The organism is Staphylococcus sp. HL28, from assembly GCF_021117155.1.
Lineage (GTDB): Bacteria > Bacillota > Bacilli > Staphylococcales > Staphylococcaceae > Staphylococcus > Staphylococcus warneri.
This window is the reverse complement of sequence record NZ_CP088218.1, coordinates 1,373,775-1,387,490: the sequence shown is the minus strand read 5'-3', so window position 1 is coordinate 1,387,490 and position 13,716 is coordinate 1,373,775. Positions and strand designations below refer to the sequence as shown.

Sequence of the window (13,716 nt, the reverse complement as noted above, 5' to 3'; positions counted from 1 at the left end):
ACAATTCATTCGCGTTCTAATTAATAATATCATAAATTTTATATAATTGTAATTGAATATATGATAAATTATAATGATTCTAAAATAATGTGGAATAAAATAAAAACGACTCGTACAATTATCTCTAAATAGAGAATCGTACCAGTCGTTATCTTCTTGATTTTATAAATGGCTTGATATATATTTACCGGAAACGTATAGTTCATGTTCATTACATATAGATAAGATATGGTTCAATGTTGTTGCAAAGGCCATATCTTGGAACAATTGTTCACTGTTAATAGGTACATTTGTATGGATCTCAGCTAAACGCTTCGATAAGTGCAATTCATTCAAGTTGTCGGTAATTTTCTTTCTTTGACCTGGTGTTAAGGCATCCATTTGTTCTATGACCTCTTCCACACTGCCATATTGTTGAATTAATTTTATCGCAGTTTTCTCACCTATACCTTTAACACCTGCATAACCATCGGCAGTGTCACCCATAAACGCTTTGATATCGATCAGTTGTTGCGGTGCTAGTTCATACTCTTCATTAAATCGATTTAAGGTATATCTATTATAAATATTAAAGCCCTTCTTAATGAGCCACACTTCAACATTTTCATTGATACATTGTAACAAATCTCTATCTCCGGTAATAATATAGACGTCATTATCAATGGAATAAGTTTGTGCTAATGTACCAATTACATCATCGGCTTCATAATTCGTAACTCCGATATTCACAAAACCAAATTGTTCAGAAATCTCTTTAACATAATCAAATTGTGGAATGAGTTCCTCTGGTGGTGCTGAGCGATTTTGTTTATAACCTTCAAACATGTCATTTCTGAAGGTAGATTGCCCCATGTCCCAACAAACAGCTACATGTGTGGGTTGGATTTCATGGATAGCTGAAAAGATATGTCGTACAAAACCTTGAATACCGTTAGTTGGCACGCCTTTTGAATTGTACATGAATTGATTATGGAGACTCGTTGCGAAAAAATGTCTAAATAATAATGCCATGCCATCAACGAGTAATACTTTATTAGGCATTTCGATTGTCCTTCTTTCTTAATATATAATTGCTTCAAGTTGTTGGTGCTTCTCTTTAAGTTGAGAAATTAATGATTCGTCTAATTCAAATGATAATAATTCATTAATCTGACTTTGAATATTGTCTTCAATACTATTGAATTGTTGTTCTGCTTCATCAGACATTTGCTCAACGTAAGTTTCAAGTTGTTGTCTTAAGCGACTAAAGTTAGTTTGAAGTAGTTCTAATGTACTTTGACAAATCATTTCATGAATATCTTTTTGAGCATTCGCATTTAAAATTTTACGTTTCGTTAATTGTTTAGGTAATTCAGTCATCATATCGTTTAAATCGATATGAAGTAATGGTTGATCAACAACATCAGGTTGTAAATTGAAGCGTGGATGTACAATGATATGCAATTGACTTAACTGTTGTAAGACAGGTGCAACTTGTTCGTCTAATTGCTGATTAAAATATTTCTTAATTCTTTCAGTGATTAATGATTGCTCTAAGAACATTCTTTGATGAATTTGATCTAAATATATTTTAGTTGAATTTTTCTTTTCCGCATTGAAATCACTATTTTGTGTCATTTGACTGTTATAAACAGACTTAATATCATCCATTAACTGAAGCTTTAATCTTTGATTTAAATGATAGACTTGTTCTTCGACTTCGTTATTTGTGTGTTGCGTCGTAGTCGCAATCAATTGATTTTCAAGTCTTTGTTTATCTTTATAAGTTTCTAATTTACGTTGACGTTTCGCGATGTCATCTTTATTGGTTTCAAATTCTGAAATCATGTCTTGATATGACTGATCAATTTGTTGAAGTTGATGAATCATTTGTTGTTCGAGAATCGTTTTAGATTCTACATCGACAAAATGTTGAATGCTTTCTTTTAATTGATTCATACCTTCATCATTAGATTTTAATGCTTCTCGACTAGACACACCAAACACTTCAGATTGTAATTGAACTTGGTTTAGTGCGTCGGCAACATAATCTTTAACTGCATTGAGATCTTCATCACTTTCAGCTAAATCGACAGCATTAATAATCATTTTGAATGCCTGATTCTCATTTAACTGATTCATATCTTTCATATGTTCAATGAAAGCTTTGTCGTTATCAGTAAAAGAGTGATTGAAATAACTGACATATAAAATTAAGTCAGATGAAGTAAGGATTTGTTCAGTTTCGTTAGTATGACGTTGGTTATTAGAATGTAAACCAAGTGAATCGACAACGATTTTACCTTTAAGCCATTCAACTGGTACTTGTAAATGTACTGTTTTTACGAAGGTAGCATATTCATCTTCGGCAGACCATTTTTTGACATCTTCTTGTGAAATATGATGTACTTCACCTTCTTCTAACATATTGATATACATATCATAATGTTTTTCAACTGCTGAAATAAAAGCAAGTTGATTTTTTTCTAGTTTTGATTTCAATTGAGAAATATCGCTATTGATAAATTCATCTAAAGACGAGAATGACTGATTAAAGAACTCTAGCAATTGGTTAATCTCATCGAGTAATTGCTTAGATGATTTTAATGTAATGCTACTACTTTCCCCGTATGTAAGTTCTGTAGTAGCTGCTGTTGTCGGATTTGGCGAGCTAACTAAGTAATTATCACCTAATAAAGCATTAATTAAACTACTCTTACCAGCGCTAAATGTACCAAATACCCCTATTTTTGTAATTTTTTGATCTAAACGCGTTAGTGTTTGCTTAATGTCAGTTTGTGTACGTTCGAATAATGGAATATCTTCGATGATATTTAATGCTTTTTCAATGTCTACTTGTGAACGACTCACTGAGTCATCATTGGCTTGAATATGAGCACGATGCTGATGTTGTGTTGTATCGTTTTCTTCTTTAATCGTGAAATTGGCTTCAGTGCGACCAGTTAATTTATCTAAAGAATCTTCCAAATGTATATAGTAATGTTGATAATTGCGTGTTGTGATAGATTCTTTTAAGTTATTTAATTGTAAGTAACGTTGATATTCATCTGATGTTTCATTGTCTTCGCTTTCAATCTCATTAGCTTGTACGTGTTGAATAGCTTTTTCAAATAATGGATTCGATTGACGTTCAACAAATTGACTGATTGCTTTAACAACTTCATCTGAAAATGTTAATACATAAGTATTACTGATGGTTGTTTGTGGTTGATACAATGATGAAACTAAATCATTAGGAATATCATAGGATTGGTTGAGTATATGTTCGTTTATATTTTTTTGATTAATAAAGCGCGTTAAGAATGACATGTCTTCACGCATAGGTTGACGTATTTGAGTATTAATCTTTTCTTGAAGCATACTGATCGCTTTATCTAAACGCTCCGTTTGTGCTTCCTCTTTCTTTTTAGCCTTATTAAAGAGACCACCTACTTTAAAGTCAGTTGCCTTACTTTCTAGATAAGAACGCAGTTGTTCGCGCATATCATGTGTCATAATATAGGCATTTTCTAATATATCTTTACGTTTTTGTTTAAGATATGCTTTTAATTTGTCTTTATCATTTAGAAGTTGTGCTTCTTCTGAGACAGCTTGTGTTTGTTGGAAATTTAAATAAGCTTGTTCAAACTCATCTTCTTCAATGTTGAGGTATTCAAGTATACTTTGCATTTCATTTTGAATGTATGAAAGTTGCGCATCTGTAATAAAAGATACCGTACGTTCAACATACGCTTCCATTTGCTCTCTATTCTTATCTAAATATAAGAGGTATTCTGACAATTCATCAATTTGGTTTTCAGGATGATCGAATTTTGAGACATAATAAATATGTTGTAAATCGATGTCCCATTCATTTATAGATTTTTCAACTCTAGATTTGAATGTATCAAATGACAGTTCATCATCATTATGTTTATCGATTTGGTTAATGATGAATACAACTGGAATGCCTACTTCATTAATTCTTTTCATAAATTGAAAATTAAGTGCAGATTGCACGTGATTATAGTCAACGGTATAAAATAAAACGTTACTCGTATACATGAATTGTTCAGTTGTTGTTTGGTGTGTTGCGACATTGGAATCGACACCAGGTGTATCCTGGAAGGTAAAACCTTTATCAAATTTATCGGATTGGAAGTTAATCTCTACAGATTCAACATCTATATTTTGACGATTCATTTGTTTAACTTCATCGTATGTTTTTAATTTTGTATATTGTTGGTTTGGTAAGTTTGCGATGATATCTTCTGTATCAGATACTGATACGATTGCTGTATTACTAGTTGTAGGAACTGGAGAGCTTGGTAAAATATCTTGCTCTAATAACAAGTTGATCAGTGTCGATTTACCAGCTGAAAAGTGCCCAACAAATGACATTGTAAATTGGTTTTTATATACCTTTTTAATTACCTGATTAATTGTATTTAGTAAAGCAGTGTTATTAGATTTTTCAACTTCTTTTTTTAATTTATATAAAATGTCTAATTGCTCTGTATGTGTCATGCGTATTAATCCCCTTTAGTTCAGTCAATAAAAAAGAAGAGATTAAGACAATGTGATTTAAAATTCTATACAAAATTTTAATGTAAGTGACGTTGTCATAACCTCTTCTAAATAAGTCAGTTATCATAGATTATGATATTACTTAAAATATTATCATATATATCGCTTAAAACCTATGAATTTTAGACAGGATTATTCAAACCATGAGGGTTTGGTAGCTTCAGTTCCTGGCTTGAATACACCGATATTCTCTTTTGAATGTAATTCTGGGTGCTTCGCAATTTGTACTGCTAAATTAGCGACACTTTTTCTTGATACTTCTGTACCCTCGAAGGCCCCTTCTTTTGTGCTAATTTCATATATATTTTCATTTTTATCTGTTAACCAACCTGGTCTAATAATTGTATAGTCTAGGTCAGATTGCTCGATTGTATCTGCTGCTTGACGGTATAAGTCTAACTTATCTCCAAATTGTTGTTTATTCCATTCATTGAAAGCTTCAGGTAACTCATCATAAATGCCTGGTGCAGCAATTAAAATTAATCTTTTAATACCTTTAGCGTCCATAGCTTTAACTATCGTTTCAGCGTGACGGTTTAATGAACCAGAGGTACCAGTAAAAACAATATCTATATTGTCTAAGGCTTGTTCTAAATCTTGTTGGTTCTTAGCATCACCTTCAAAAACTGTTACTCTGTTTGATGCGTAATCAGGGATACGATGTGCATTTCTTAAGAACAGGTTCACATTAAAGTTTGAATTCTCTAAGAAAATTTTAGTTGCCTCGATAGCCACACGTCCGTTTGCCCCAATAATTAAAACATTCTTCATATTAATTACTCCTCTCAATAATAATGATTATTATATTTATTAATTATAAAAGTAATTTAAATTAAAACACTCTTAATCCAACCTTACTACAGTTGAATTGAGAGTGCTAATGAATTGATTTGATTTTATTAATTATGATTCTTTTTAGTTTGAGGTTTTTTACCCCAATATTGATAGTACGTACATTCGATATAACCATTAAACAATTTACGACGTTTTGTCGCTTTTTTGTTAACTAAATGTTCGTATTCCTTATTACTCGTTAGAATATAAGTTGATAAATAATCGTGTTGTTTCATTAATGTACCAATATATCGGTACATTTCTTCTACTTCATCTCTATCACCAATACGTTCACCATAAGGTGGATTACCGATTAATGCTATTGGTTCATCAGTATCAATTGTTAAAGTATTGACATCTTTTACACTAAATTGAATAATATCTGCTAATCCGACTTCTTCTGCGTTTCGTTTAGCGATTTCAACCATTTCTGGGTCGATATCTGAGGCATATACTTGAATTTCTCTATCATAATTCGCGTGTTTATCAGCTTCGTCTCGCATATCATCATATATATTGGGTGGCATGATATTCCATTCTTCAGATACAAAATCTCTATTGAATCCTGGTGCGATATTTTGTGCGATAAGACATGCTTCAATCGCAATCGTACCTGAACCACAGAAAGGATCGATAAGTGGTGTATCGCCTGTCCAATTGGCTAATTTAATCAAACTAGCAGCTAATGTTTCTTTGATAGGCGCTTCCCCTTGTGCTAAACGATAGCCACGTCGATTTAATCCTGAACCAGATGTATCAATAGTAAGTAAAACCTTGTCTTTTAAAATTGATACTTCTACTGGATATTTTGCCCCTGATTCGTTGAGCCATCCTTTTTCATTATATGCATGTTTAAGACGCTCTACGATTGCTTTTTTAGTTATGGCTTGGCAATCTGGCACACTATATAAAGTAGATTTAACACTGCGACCCTGGACTGGAAAGTTCCCTTGTTGGTCGATAATTGATTCCCATGGTAATGCTTTTGTTTTTTCAAATAATTCATCGAACGTTGTTGCTTTAAATTGTCCCATGACAATCTTGACACGGTCTGCGGTACGTAACCATAAGTTACATTTGACGATGGCGTTTTCGTCACCTTCAAAAAAGATACGCCCATTTTCTACTTGTGTTTCGTAACCTAGTTCTTGAATTTCTTTGGCTACGATTGATTCAAGCCCCATTGGACATACTGCTAATAATTGAAACATGCGTTGTTCTCCTTTTGGATTGATTTCTTTATGTTTATTCTAACAGAGTTAGTTTTAAAATTTAATCATATAGTGTGATTCATTTCTACGTCAGATTAATAATTTATTTAAACAAATAGTGTTTATCGACATTAAAAAAGCTCTCCGTTGTATGGGAGAGCTAAACTAGTGGTGATATTTCTGTAAGCCATGTTCTGTTCCATTGTACTCATCACGTGCACTAGTCACACTGGTACGTTGGTGGTAACCATCTGTCTACACATAACAAATATATGCATGTGTCTCGTTTATACGTTGAATTCCGCTAAACAAGTGCTCCTACCTAATTTGGATTGCTCACTCGAGGGGTTTACCGCGTTCCACCTTTTATATTTCTATAAAAGCTACGTCACTGTGGCACTTTCAAACTATTCTAACCGTATCCTTAGACTTAGGTTATTTCATTGCCGTCAAATTAATGCCTTGATTTATTGTTTCATCAAGCACGAACACTACAGTCATCTCAGACTGTGTGAGCATGGACTTTCCTCTATATCACTATAGCGATCACCCAAAATATCACCTTTGAGAGTATAACATAAAAAAAGGTTGAGACAAAGCTTTTTAAGTATGATGTCAACACCGCTGTTAATAAAAACTACACGTGTCATTATACTTATAAATAAGTTGAACGATATAACTAAATGACTTATATCGCACGGATTGTCTCAACCGATTCATTTATTATTTCCCAAATACTGCTTTTTCTAAATTAGAAATACGTTTTAAAATATCAACATTATTTGATGATGCATTGTTAGAACCATTTGAAGAAAAGTTTTTATTCTCTTGTGGTCTAGTTGTCGCTACGCGTAATCTTAATTCTTCAAGTTCTTTTTTCAGTTTGTGGTTTTCTTCTGAAAGTTTTACAACTTCGTTATTCATGTCTGCCATTTTTTGATAATCTGTAATAATATCATCTAAAAAAGCATCTACTTCTTCTCTTCTATAGCCACGAGCCATAGTTTTTTCAAAATCTTTTTCATAAATATCTTTCGCTGATAATTTTAATGAAACATCTGACATTTTTTTCCACCTCATTCGAAACTTTGATCTTGAGACCACTGCAAGTCGTTGATGAATTCAGTGAGTTCATCAAACGTCACAATATCACAAGTATAGTTTGTTTTTTCCATAAAATCAACTAACATCGATTTGAAGAATTTGGGGCTAGCCTCTTGTTCCTCATCATATATTAATAATGTTAGATCTGTATGGTCTAACATAAATTGGTCAGCCTGTTTGAATTGGAATGGTCCTTGATACTCTGAATGAAATACACTTTCTGTGAAATCTGCATGATTAATAATATTTATGTATTTCGTTTGGTTTTGTTCATTCCATTTTGATGTATGACCTTCAAAGGGTGTAATAACACCCAGTTTGAGCTCAGGATATCTTTCTTTTAATTCAATCACAACTTCTGCTGACCATAATTCAATTCCCATCTGACCTTGAATTAATACCCATTCTAATCCTTCATCTAATAATTGTTCAATTTTATGTTTAATAAATTCTTTTAAATAGTAAACTTCAGGCGCATCATCTTTAAATATATTTAATTCATAAGATTTATACCCTGTGATATAAACAGTTTTAACCATAATTTCCCTCTTTAAACATGTTTATTTAAAATATTGTTCAAATCATATTGTACCGCTTTTATTTTTTCAGTGAAAAGTTTTCTACTTGTCCGCTTAAAATGGCATTCAACGGATAATTCTTCTATATTTTTTATTAACAAATCTAGTTTTGGTTTATTCATATAAGTGGTATCAATGAGTGATTGTTCATAGGGCTTTAATTGTTCTAATAATGAATCTATATGTTGGACATAAGGTTCAACCACTTCGTGAAAGTCATTGTCTTCGTCATATTCTCTAATTTGATCGTAAATGTCGTTCATATAATTCACTTCTTCTATTAACTGTCGAATGGTATCTAGCATCTAGTTGCCTCCTACATTATTAATTTACCATAATGCACTTAATGCGTCATACTTTGCAATATTTAATTAGAAAATGGTTTTTAGCTAATCATTAGTTAAACTATAGGGTTAGTAGATATAGATTCAAGGAATTTAAATAGACACGATTGGAGAAATGTCTCTATATATGAAGATAAATGTGATTGTTTTTATTGTTTATTTGATGAAAGCACGTTAAAATAAGGTTTGATGTATTTTTGGTTAGTTAAATATACATTAATTTTATAAAAGTTTGGTTAATCGTAAATTGTTGTGTATAATAATTGCAGTTTACTACCAAGCTTGTGTGGTGAAATATATGAATTATCCTAATGGTCAACCATACAAAGAAAATAAGTCTTTGGACGGACGCAAATCAACGTCTAACTCAAGTAACATTGAGTATGGCGGACGAGGTATGTCACTTGAAAAAGATATTGAGCATTCTAATGCTTTTTATTTAAAGCGTGGCATCGCAGTCATTCACAAGAAACCTACTCCTGTCCAGATAGTGAATGTTCATTATCCTAAACGGAGTAAAGCTGTGATAAATGAAGCTTATTTTCGTACGCCTTCAACAACTGATTATAATGGCGTATATAATGGCTATTATATTGATTTTGAAGCGAAGGAAACGAAGAATAAAACATCATTTCCTTTGAATAATATCCATGATCATCAAGTGAATCATATGAGAAACACATACCAACAACAAGGTATTGTTTTTTTAATGATCAGATTTAAATCACTTGATGAAGTATATCTATTACCTTATTCTAAATTTGAATTCTTTTGGGATAGATATCAAAAGGATATTAAAAAATCAATAACAGTTGATGAAATACGAAAAAATGGTTACCATATTCCTTATCAGTATCAACCTAGATTGAATTACCTCAAAGCAGTTGATAAGTTGATATTAGATGAAAGTGAGGACCGCGTATGACGGAAAACAAAGGGTCTTCTCAGCCTAAGAATAACGGCAATAATGGGAAGTCCGACGAAAAAAAGAATAGAAATGTGAAGAGAACGATTATTAAGATTATTGGCTTTATGTTTATTGCCTTTATTGTTCTATTGTTGCTCGGTATCTTACTATTTGCATATTATGCATGGAAAGCACCTGCTTTTACTGAATCTAATTTAGAGGATCCAATCCCTGCTAAGATTTATGATAAAAATGGTGATTTAGTTAAGACGTTAGATTATGGTCAACGTCATGAACATGTCAATATCAAAGATGTACCACAAGGTATGAAAGATGCCGTATTAGCCACTGAAGATAATCGCTTCTATGATCATGGTGCTTTAGACTATAAACGTCTATTCGGTGCAGTTGGTAAAAACTTAACTGGTGGATTTGGTGCACAAGGTGCTTCAACCTTAACACAACAAGTTGTTAAAGACTCATTCTTGTCTCAACAAAAATCTATCGGTCGTAAAGCACAAGAAGCTTACCTTTCTTACCGATTAGAGCAAGAGTATAGTAAAGATGAAATCTTCCAAGTTTACTTGAATAAGATTTACTACTCTGATGGTGTAACTGGTGTCAAAGCGGCTGCTAAGTACTACTTTAATAAAGACCTTAAAGACTTAAACTTAGCTGAAGAAGCTTACTTAGCTGGTTTACCACAAGTACCTAATAATTATAATATTTATGATCATCCTAAAGAAGCTGAGAGTCGTAAAGATACAGTGCTATACTTAATGCATATGCATCACAGAATTAGCGACAAAGAATATGCAAAAGCTAAGAAAATCGATCTTAAAGCTAATTTAGTTCAAAGAACTGATAAAGAACGTCAAAATACGACTGAAGATAAAGATCCTGAATTAGCATCTTATGTGAACTTTGTTAAATCAGAATTAATGAATAACAAACATTTCAAAGATGAAAACTTAGGTAACGTTCTTCAAAGTGGTATTAAGATCTATACTAATATGGACAAAGACGTTCAACAAACGCTTCAAGATAAGATTAATAATGGTAGCTTCTACAAAAATGATGACCAACAAGTTGGTGCAACTATCTTAGATAGTAAAACTGGTGGTTTAGTAGCTATTTCTGGTGGACGTAATTATAAAGACGTTGTTGACAGAAACCAAGCTACAGATGCTCACCCTACTGGTTCATCACTAAAACCATTCTTAGCTTATGGTCCAGCAATTGAAAATATGCATTGGGCAACAAACCATGCACTTCAAGATGAATCTTCATATCAAGTAGACGGATCAACATTCCGAAACTATGATACTAAGAGTCATGGTACAGTAAACATCTATGATGCTTTACGTCAAAGTTTCAATATTCCAGCCTTAAAAGCATGGCAACAAACAAAAGAAAGTGCCGGTAATGATGCGCCTAAGAAATTCGCATCTAAAGTTGGTTTAGATTACGATGGTAAAATCGGACCTTCTGAAGTATTAGGTGGTTCTTCATCTGAATTCTCACCTACTCAATTAGCATCAGCATTTGCTGCAATTGCTAATGGCGGTACTTATAACAATGCACATTCAATTCAAAAAGTTGTCACTCATGATGGCGATACGATTGAATATGATCATACAAGCCATAAAGCAATGAAAGATTCTACAGCATACATGTTAGCTGAAATGCTTAAAGGTACTTTCAAAGCTTACGGTTCTGCTTATGGACACGGTGTATCTGGCGTTAATATGGGTGCTAAAACAGGTACAGGTACTTATGGTGCTGAAATCTACAGTCAATATAACTTACCTGATAATGCAGCCAAAGACGTTTGGATTAACGGATTCTCACCTCAATACACTATGTCAGTGTGGATGGGCTTCAACAAAGTTAAAGAATACGGTACAAACTCATTCGTTGGACATTCGGAACAAGAATATCCACAATACCTATTCGAAGACGTTATGTCAGACATTTCTTCTAGAGATGGTAAAGACTTTGAAAAACCAAGCTCAGTTGAAGGTAGCGATCCAGAATCATTATCTGTTAGTGGTCACCCTGACAACAATACTACTAATAAGAGTACACATGGCGACAGTGATTCGTCATCATCTAACAGTAGTAACACAAACGGCTCTAATGGTTCATCAAACAGTTCAAATGGCAGTTCACAACAAGGTAGTAGCTCACAACAAAGTGGCAATGCCTTAACTCGTCTATTCAGTTTCAATGCGATATTTAATAATAAAGCATCATAATTTATAGACGAAAAGCACAAACCTTACTTCAAGGTTTGTGCTTTTTTTATGTACGAATATACAAATAAACTCGCTAATAACAGATATGTCTGATTAGCGAGTATTTTATAAACTATTTCTGATTATTTATTTTCTCTTTTTACGAATTTGATATGAGGCATTCATCTTTATGAGTTCTGATTTTAATGTTTTCATTTGTCTATATCCCATAAAATGATATTTTCGAGCTTGCATATACTGGTAACGCTCTGAGAAGTTCATTGGTACAACTGGATAGTTAGCTAATAAATCTAAGTCAATATCACTAATTTCATTAATTTGTTTAAAATAATCTATAATCATATCAAAATAATGATCAAGTAAAGGTTTAGCTTCTGATGAATTTAACTTTTTTTGGCTTGCTAATGTATCAAGTTGTTGTTCTAAATCCTCAAAATCCTGTTTTTCAATCATTTATTTCACGCTTCTTTCAAACTTGCTTTATATCGTTTCTGACCTTCTCTGCAATCATTGAATAAAGGACAAATATCGCATTTAGGCTTACGAGCTAAGCAATGATATCTTCCGAAGAAAATGAGTTGATGATGACTTTTGTTCCATCGTTCTTTAGGTATAACAGAGCAAAGTCTATCTTCAACTTGTCTCACATTATCTTTCCAACGATTAATACCTAATCGTTTAGATACACGTTCAACATGCGTATCTACAGCGAGTGAAGGCTCATTAAATGCAACACTCATTACAACATTCGCAGTTTTACGACCTACACCTGCTAGACTTTCTAATTCTTGATGTGTTTGTGGAATTTCACCATCAAACTTGTCTAATAATGATTGACATAATTTTTTAATATTTTTAGCTTTATTTCTATATAAGCCTATCGATTTAATATCGCTTTGTAATTCTTCATCACTGACATTCAAATAGTCTTCGGGTGTTTTATATTTGGTAAACAATGATTTGGTTACTTTATTGACTAAAATATCTGTACATTGTGCTGATAAAAGCACAGCAATTGTGAGTTCGAATGCATTGTCATGTCTCAGCTCGCATTCTGCATCTGGGAACATATCTGCTATGACATCAATCATTTCTAAAGCTTTTTTCTTACTTATCATCTGATTTCTCTCCATTTAGCCAATCAAATTTAGGCACCTTTTTAACTGTATGTTTCATCTTAGGTTTATTGAATTGTTTACGAATTTCTTTTGAATCATCGATAGTTTTAACATTGTTTTTCTTCCAATTTAATAATATGCGATCCATATATTTAAAGCTCAACTTGTTCTGACTATTAGCTTCATCTAGAGCTGCTTGAATAATATCAATATCGTGTTGATCAACATCGATCCATTGATTTAATGTTTCAATTTCATAAGGCGATAAAGGTCTGGCAAACGTTTGCTCAATCATTTGGAATAAAGTTTTAAACTTTTCTTTATCACTTTGTACATTGGTATCTATTGTTTCTTTTTTGAGTAATTGACTTAACTTTTCATAAAAAGGATCTAAATTCATATATTCAGTGAAGCGCCCTTCTTCATCTTTATTAACATTCAATTCTAATAGTTCACGTTGAATTAAGTTTTGAATGATAGCTGTTACTTCACGTGGTTGCATATTAGATCCTTTTTGTAATAATTCTATCGATGGTTGCTTGTTTGACGTTTCAGATGCATAGATAAGCTTGATTAATATAATTAAGTCTTGTTCATCTAATCCTAATTCACTGTAATGATCAAGCAATTCACGGCGAATAACGACAGGTCTCGTTTTTAATTGAAATTTATCCATTTTACCCCTCCCATCATTATTTGTACTAAAGAAAACTTTAAGCTATAACTAATATAAAAATCTAGCCTGCGACATGATTCTATGTCCCAGGCTTAGTAAGTGTAGTATCTATCTAAATTG

General features: G+C 32.5%; 12 protein-coding genes and 1 other RNA gene. 2 read left to right on the top strand and 11 right to left on the bottom strand.

The annotated features are described in order from the left end of the window. Positions 1 to 162: 162 nt before the first annotated feature. From LPC11_RS06805 to LPC11_RS06770, 8 genes are all read right to left on the bottom strand, one after another. A complete protein-coding gene (locus LPC11_RS06805; RefSeq protein WP_023372503.1) occupies positions 163 to 1,041 on the bottom strand; it encodes a 5'-3' exonuclease in 879 nt (292 codons plus the stop codon). Positions 1,042 to 1,059: 18 nt separating this feature from the next. Further along, positions 1,060 to 4,506 carry a dynamin family protein gene (locus LPC11_RS06800; protein WP_023372505.1) on the bottom strand — a complete coding sequence of 1,149 codons (3,447 nt, stop codon included), beginning with the start codon at positions 4,504 to 4,506 and terminating at the stop codon, positions 1,060 to 1,062. Positions 4,507 to 4,698: 192 nt separating this feature from the next. Beyond that, complete coding sequence (locus tag LPC11_RS06795) at positions 4,699 to 5,337, bottom strand: SDR family oxidoreductase (RefSeq protein WP_023372507.1); 639 nt, start codon at positions 5,335 to 5,337, stop codon at positions 4,699 to 4,701. Positions 5,338 to 5,465: 128 nt separating this feature from the next. After that, a complete protein-coding gene (locus LPC11_RS06790; protein WP_023372509.1) occupies positions 5,466 to 6,611 on the bottom strand; it encodes a THUMP domain-containing class I SAM-dependent RNA methyltransferase in 1,146 nt (381 codons plus the stop codon). Between the two features lie 178 nt (positions 6,612 to 6,789). Continuing rightward, positions 6,790 to 7,169, bottom strand: an RNA gene (gene rnpB / locus LPC11_RS06785) — RNase P RNA component class B. A gap of 165 nt (positions 7,170 to 7,334) precedes the next feature. Continuing rightward, the gene (gene gpsB, locus LPC11_RS06780) at positions 7,335 to 7,676 is read right to left on the bottom strand and encodes a cell division regulator GpsB (protein WP_002451159.1); all 342 of its coding nucleotides are present in this window, start codon (positions 7,674 to 7,676) and stop codon (positions 7,335 to 7,337) included. Between the two features lie 11 nt (positions 7,677 to 7,687). Continuing rightward, entirely contained in the window at positions 7,688 to 8,254 is a 567-nt protein-coding gene (locus tag LPC11_RS06775) for an SLOG family protein (protein ID WP_023372511.1), read from the bottom strand. Positions 8,255 to 8,265: 11 nt separating this feature from the next. Further along, positions 8,266 to 8,598, bottom strand: a complete 333-nt coding sequence (locus tag LPC11_RS06770; RefSeq protein ID WP_023372513.1) for a DUF1798 family protein — start codon at positions 8,596 to 8,598, stop codon at positions 8,266 to 8,268. 337 nt (positions 8,599 to 8,935) lie between these two features. Here LPC11_RS06770 and recU point away from each other — a divergent pair, with 337 nt between their 5' ends. After that, positions 8,936 to 9,562, top strand: a complete 627-nt coding sequence (gene recU / locus LPC11_RS06765) for a Holliday junction resolvase RecU (protein WP_023372515.1) — start codon at positions 8,936 to 8,938, stop codon at positions 9,560 to 9,562. Continuing rightward, on the top strand, positions 9,559 to 11,802 hold the full coding sequence (locus LPC11_RS06760; RefSeq protein ID WP_231307189.1) for a transglycosylase domain-containing protein: 2,244 nt from the start codon (positions 9,559 to 9,561) through the stop codon (positions 11,800 to 11,802). Before recU ends, LPC11_RS06760 begins: the two co-directional genes overlap by 4 nt. Before the next feature lie 126 nt (positions 11,803 to 11,928). Here the strand turns inward: LPC11_RS06760 and LPC11_RS06755 are convergent, their stop codons facing one another. The 3 genes from LPC11_RS06755 to LPC11_RS06745 are packed head-to-tail and all read right to left on the bottom strand — an operon-like array spanning position 11,929 to position 13,596. After that, complete coding sequence (locus tag LPC11_RS06755) at positions 11,929 to 12,255, bottom strand: YpoC family protein (protein ID WP_023372519.1); 327 nt, start codon at positions 12,253 to 12,255, stop codon at positions 11,929 to 11,931. A 5-nt stretch (positions 12,256 to 12,260) separates the two neighbouring features. Then, positions 12,261 to 12,920 carry an endonuclease III gene (gene nth / locus LPC11_RS06750; protein ID WP_023372521.1) on the bottom strand — a complete coding sequence of 220 codons (660 nt, stop codon included), beginning with the start codon at positions 12,918 to 12,920 and terminating at the stop codon, positions 12,261 to 12,263. After that, entirely contained in the window at positions 12,910 to 13,596 is a 687-nt protein-coding gene (locus LPC11_RS06745) for a DnaD domain-containing protein (RefSeq protein ID WP_023372523.1), read from the bottom strand. The genes nth and LPC11_RS06745 overlap by 11 nt, the downstream gene beginning before the upstream one ends. Positions 13,597 to 13,716: the final 120 nt, after the last annotated feature.